Origin of the sequence: Sellimonas caecigallum, assembly GCF_019754295.1 — a bacterium.
Taxonomy (GTDB): domain Bacteria; phylum Bacillota; class Clostridia; order Lachnospirales; family Lachnospiraceae; genus Sellimonas; species Sellimonas caecigallum.
Genome location: NZ_VIRV01000039.1, coordinates 1 through 4,050, shown reverse-complemented (window position 1 = coordinate 4,050; position 4,050 = coordinate 1). Strand labels below are relative to the sequence as shown.

Genomic DNA, 4,050 nt, shown 5'->3' with positions numbered 1-4,050 from the left:
CTCATACATGTGCCTTTGCAGGTCTGCAGTGCTCCTTCATACGGAATACCGGAATTCGGATTGTATTACCGAATTGTTTTGACTTTGTCATGGAACCACATTTTTCACACTCCATCCAGCCGTCAGTTTCTTCCAGATAGAGGTTGTGATTCACGTGTCCACATATGGGGCATTTTACATCATACTGTTTCATCGGCTAACCCTCCTCAAAGTTACATCGTCTTGATCACATGACTTAGAACTCCCTGACAGATCAGTGTGCTGACCAGAATCTTTTTATCCGGATAAACCTCCTGGTTCATATACTCAAGAACAACTTTATTGGATTCCTTATCAATCCCTGCATAATGCTTCAGCGTGTTCTCATTGTTCTCATCCAGCGCAACCACGATATCTCCAAGCTTCGGCTCTGCATTCTTTCTGATGACAAGTGTGTCACCGGATTCAATGCCTGCATCCACCATGGAATCCCCTTTCGCCTTCAAAATATAAAAGGGTCCTTTACCAAAGATGGCTGTTGGAAGTGATGTCCGGTAAAGAAGGTTTGCTTCTTCCAGAGCGGGCTCACCACAGTTGATCTCACCGACAGCATCTACCTGTTCCGAATCAACCAGGATCTTATCCAGTTCCCGGACAGATACCTTTCCATCCTGATAACGGATCAGTCCCTGCCTGTCCATAGCTACGAGATAGGTGTAAGCGGTGCTACGCACAACCTCCATCGCATTGGCAATCTGCGTGATCGTCGGCATCGCACCAGCATTCTCCAGATAATATTCACTGATATACTGCTTTATCCTGTTCATTAGTTCGGGGTCCTTATGTCTCATAGAAGGATCCTCTCTTTCTAAGTTCTAATGCGAACAATTTGTTTTCGATAGGATTATTATAGAACATATGTTCTGTTACTGCAACATGTTTTTTGCAAAAAGAAAGGAGGTGTCGCCGCATGGCAACACCTCACATATCTTACTTCTCATTTTCAGGGAAAGCACAAAACTTTTTTTTGAATAGAATCTATCTTATCTAAGGAAAGACATTCTACTGCATCGCCAAGGATCTGCTGAACATCAGGATCTGAAATAGAGTAACCAATAAATATGATGGAATATTCGAGGACACGACCCTGATAGAGAACTCTTAGATTTCAATTCCATAAATTCGTTAGTCTTATGACTTCCACTGTTTCTTCTATTCCCTCCAAGTCAACTGGAGATTTTGAAACAAACACATATTTATAGCAATTCATTCCTGTTGCCTTTACCTGTTCGATTTCTTCTCGAACAATTGCCGTCGGAATCGTTTCTTTTCGGAATTTAACTTCATAAAAAACATATCCGTTTTCGTCCTGTGTTACAATATCAAATTCTCCGTTTCTTTTCTCTGCCGGGAGGTCATAGTAGTATTTTCCAATTTTCTCAATCACTGGAGAAATCTCTCCTGCCCTGTTCTTTCGGATCAAGTACTGCTTACAGATTTCTTCGAAATAATGCGGAATATAGAAGGATTCAAAATCCTCGCGGATATATTTCTCATAAAAAATCGACGGATCCATGATCTTTCTTTGCGAAGCATACCGGAAAATATACCGGTAATAAAATGCTGAAAGTGGATCACTGATATGGTAGCTTGCTTTTCTTTTATTTCCCTCATCATTAATCGGCGTTCTTTTCTCGACCACCTCCATCTTAGAGAGTTTATCAAGTACATCCACTAATGTCGGACCACTGGATACATGAGATTGATCGAGAATATCTTTATACTTGGTATATCCCCTGGACAAAGCTTCAAATACCTCGTTTGCGTTTGTAATTTTGGAGATTTCTGCGTTTAAGTACATGGAAACCTCATTTTCCAAACGCGCCTCTGGAGCCACCAAAAGTTCCAGCAGGTTCTCTTCAACAGAAATGGAATCATCCACTAAACGATTGTAATATGGGATACCTCCAAATACAGAATAAATCTTTATTCGGTCCTCCTCGGAAAATGCCGGATAAAACTCTGTAGACTCATAATAATCCATAGGCTTTAGGTTGATCGTAAGATCAATACGGCCATACAAAGGATTAGAAGGTTCCATCAGATTTCTCATGATTTCTACAAATGATCCTAAAATAATAAATGTGAGTTTTGCAGAGTCTCTGTATTTATCAATCATCGCCTGCAGTATGCTGTCCATTCCCTTGATGTTTTCTCTCAGATAAGGATATTCATCCAGAACAAAAATCATATTCTCTTCGCATGATCTTTGAAAGATGTACTCAAGAACCTCCTCTATGGATTGATATCCAAGTTTTGGAAGATGTAACTCTTCCGATAAAATATTGCAGATTCCCTGTGTGTTGCTTTCTTCTGCCACCTGCTTGCACTCATAATAAATGCTTTGGCACGTTGTACTTTTGAGAAGCTGCTTCACCAGCTCGCTTTTTCCTACTCGTCTTCGACCATAGATCAGGACGGTTTGCATCGCTTCCTCTTTATTAGTGTTGGCAATTGCTCGATTAAGCTTTCTCAGCTGTTCCTTTCTCCCAATGAATTTCATTTTATTCGGTCACCTCCGACTCGGTTTCGTTCGAATATATTATAACATGTTTTTGTGTTTTTTCAATTCTTATTCGGTTTGTTCCGACTCGATTTTATTCGAATAACTATTTTCAGATATAACGAACCATACACAACTATGAGCTATCTTTCAGATATGCGAAGGCACATGCCTAATATCTAGATACTTCTCTAATTTTCTCCTGCTTTCTATAGTTGATTAAGTGCCTTTTGAAGCATTTCTCTATATTCATTACGTGTTTCAATTGGACTCTCGATCACGATTTTCCCACCGGCTCCAAACACCCAGCGATAAAATGTAGGACCTGCACAGACCTTAACCGTTATCCGGAACTGCTCCTCACCAACGCTGCGAGTCTTGATTTTCATACCGAACTTATCTACCACAGCATTCATACAGCAGTTATCGCAGAGTAATGTCACGTCAACTGCTTCATCTGTAGAGAACATACGGAAGACTTCGGTTGTATATTTGGATACATCATAACCCTTCGGCTTCTTAACAGCCTTCTCGGTCAGCAGCTCCGGCTGTTTCTTGATACGGTCTACTCGATAGGTACGAACAGCTTCCCTCTCATCACAGTAACCGGTCAGATAGTAATAGTCGCCATCCCAGATCAAATCAAATGGGCTGACTGTATATGGCTTTCCATCGTTCCTGAGCACTTCCTTCTTCTTACCATTGAGCTCAGAGTAATAGAAAGAAATCTTCACGCCGGTATTGATGGCATCATTGATTGCATCCACAATGTAATAGCCTTTTTCATTCTCTGACTTCACACGACCGGTGATATGCACAGATCTCTTTAACTTATCTGCATTGGTCTCGCTGGTCAAAGAGATCAGCTTTTCAATCAGGCTCTCACTCTTCTTCTCCGTAATGAACTTGGAAGACTGCACTGCATCAATCAGAAGCTTTAACTCCGGCACAGAGAACTTACGGTCTGCCAGGTAATATTCCCAGGCGCGCTTACGCTCTCCGATAATCTCAAATCCAGCTGCTCTAAGCAAATCAATATCCTTTGGCACGGTGGTTCTATGCACAAGAATATGGTGCTGCTCCATCATGCGGTCAGTGATCTGCTTTGTGGAAAGGGTATGGTCCTCATCAGTCTGAGTCAGAAGCATCTGATAGAGATACAGGATGCGAAGTCTTGTATCGTTATCCTCCGCCTTTGGTTCAATCACTACTTCTGTTTTGGTTGCCTGATCAGCTAAAATAACATCAGCAATCACCTGCGCTGCAAGCTTAGATCCAAGCTCATTTGGATGGCAGCCATCCTCAGCAAAGATATACTGCTTATCAGCTTCCTCATAGAAGCGCTTGCCTACATCCGCAATCAATGCTTCGTTCTGATTGGCAGCCTCATGATAAGCATCATACATTTTCTGATACATCTCATCATAATCCATACCGAAGGATTCCAGCTGCTTGCCGCCCTTCTGATAAGCCCAGGTGGCATACAGAACCGGTACAGCTCCGTTGGA

At 41.8% G+C, this 4,050-nt stretch carries 4 protein-coding genes; all 4 read right to left on the bottom strand.

What is annotated here, in order from left to right; genetic code table 11:
- Position 1: 1 nt before the first annotated feature.
- Positions 2-193 (bottom strand): translation initiation factor 2, encoded by a 192-nt coding sequence (locus FLB61_RS12840; protein WP_221920418.1) that lies wholly within the window; start codon positions 191-193, stop codon positions 2-4.
- A gap of 19 nt (positions 194-212) precedes the next feature.
- Positions 213-806 (bottom strand): LexA family protein, encoded by a 594-nt coding sequence (locus FLB61_RS12835; protein WP_246599242.1) that lies wholly within the window; start codon positions 804-806, stop codon positions 213-215.
- Positions 807-1,147: 341 nt separating this feature from the next.
- Complete coding sequence (locus tag FLB61_RS12830) at positions 1,148-2,542, bottom strand: ATP-binding protein (RefSeq protein WP_221920416.1); 1,395 nt, start codon at positions 2,540-2,542, stop codon at positions 1,148-1,150.
- A 209-nt stretch (positions 2,543-2,751) separates the two neighbouring features.
- A partial coding sequence (locus FLB61_RS12825; RefSeq protein ID WP_246599241.1) for a WYL domain-containing protein occupies positions 2,752-4,050 on the bottom strand: 1,299 nt, incomplete at its 5' end.

Bases quoted from the DNA above. Each gene is read 5' to 3' on its own strand.
- FLB61_RS12840 (WP_221920418.1), bottom strand. From the start codon at position 193: ATGAAACAGTATGATGTAAAATGCCCCATATGTGGACACGTGAATCAC.
- FLB61_RS12835 (WP_246599242.1), bottom strand. From the start codon at position 806: ATGAACAGGATAAAGCAGTATATCAGTGAATATTATCTGGAGAATGCT.
- FLB61_RS12830 (WP_221920416.1), bottom strand. From the start codon at position 2,542: ATGAAATTCATTGGGAGAAAGGAACAGCTGAGAAAGCTTAATCGAGCA.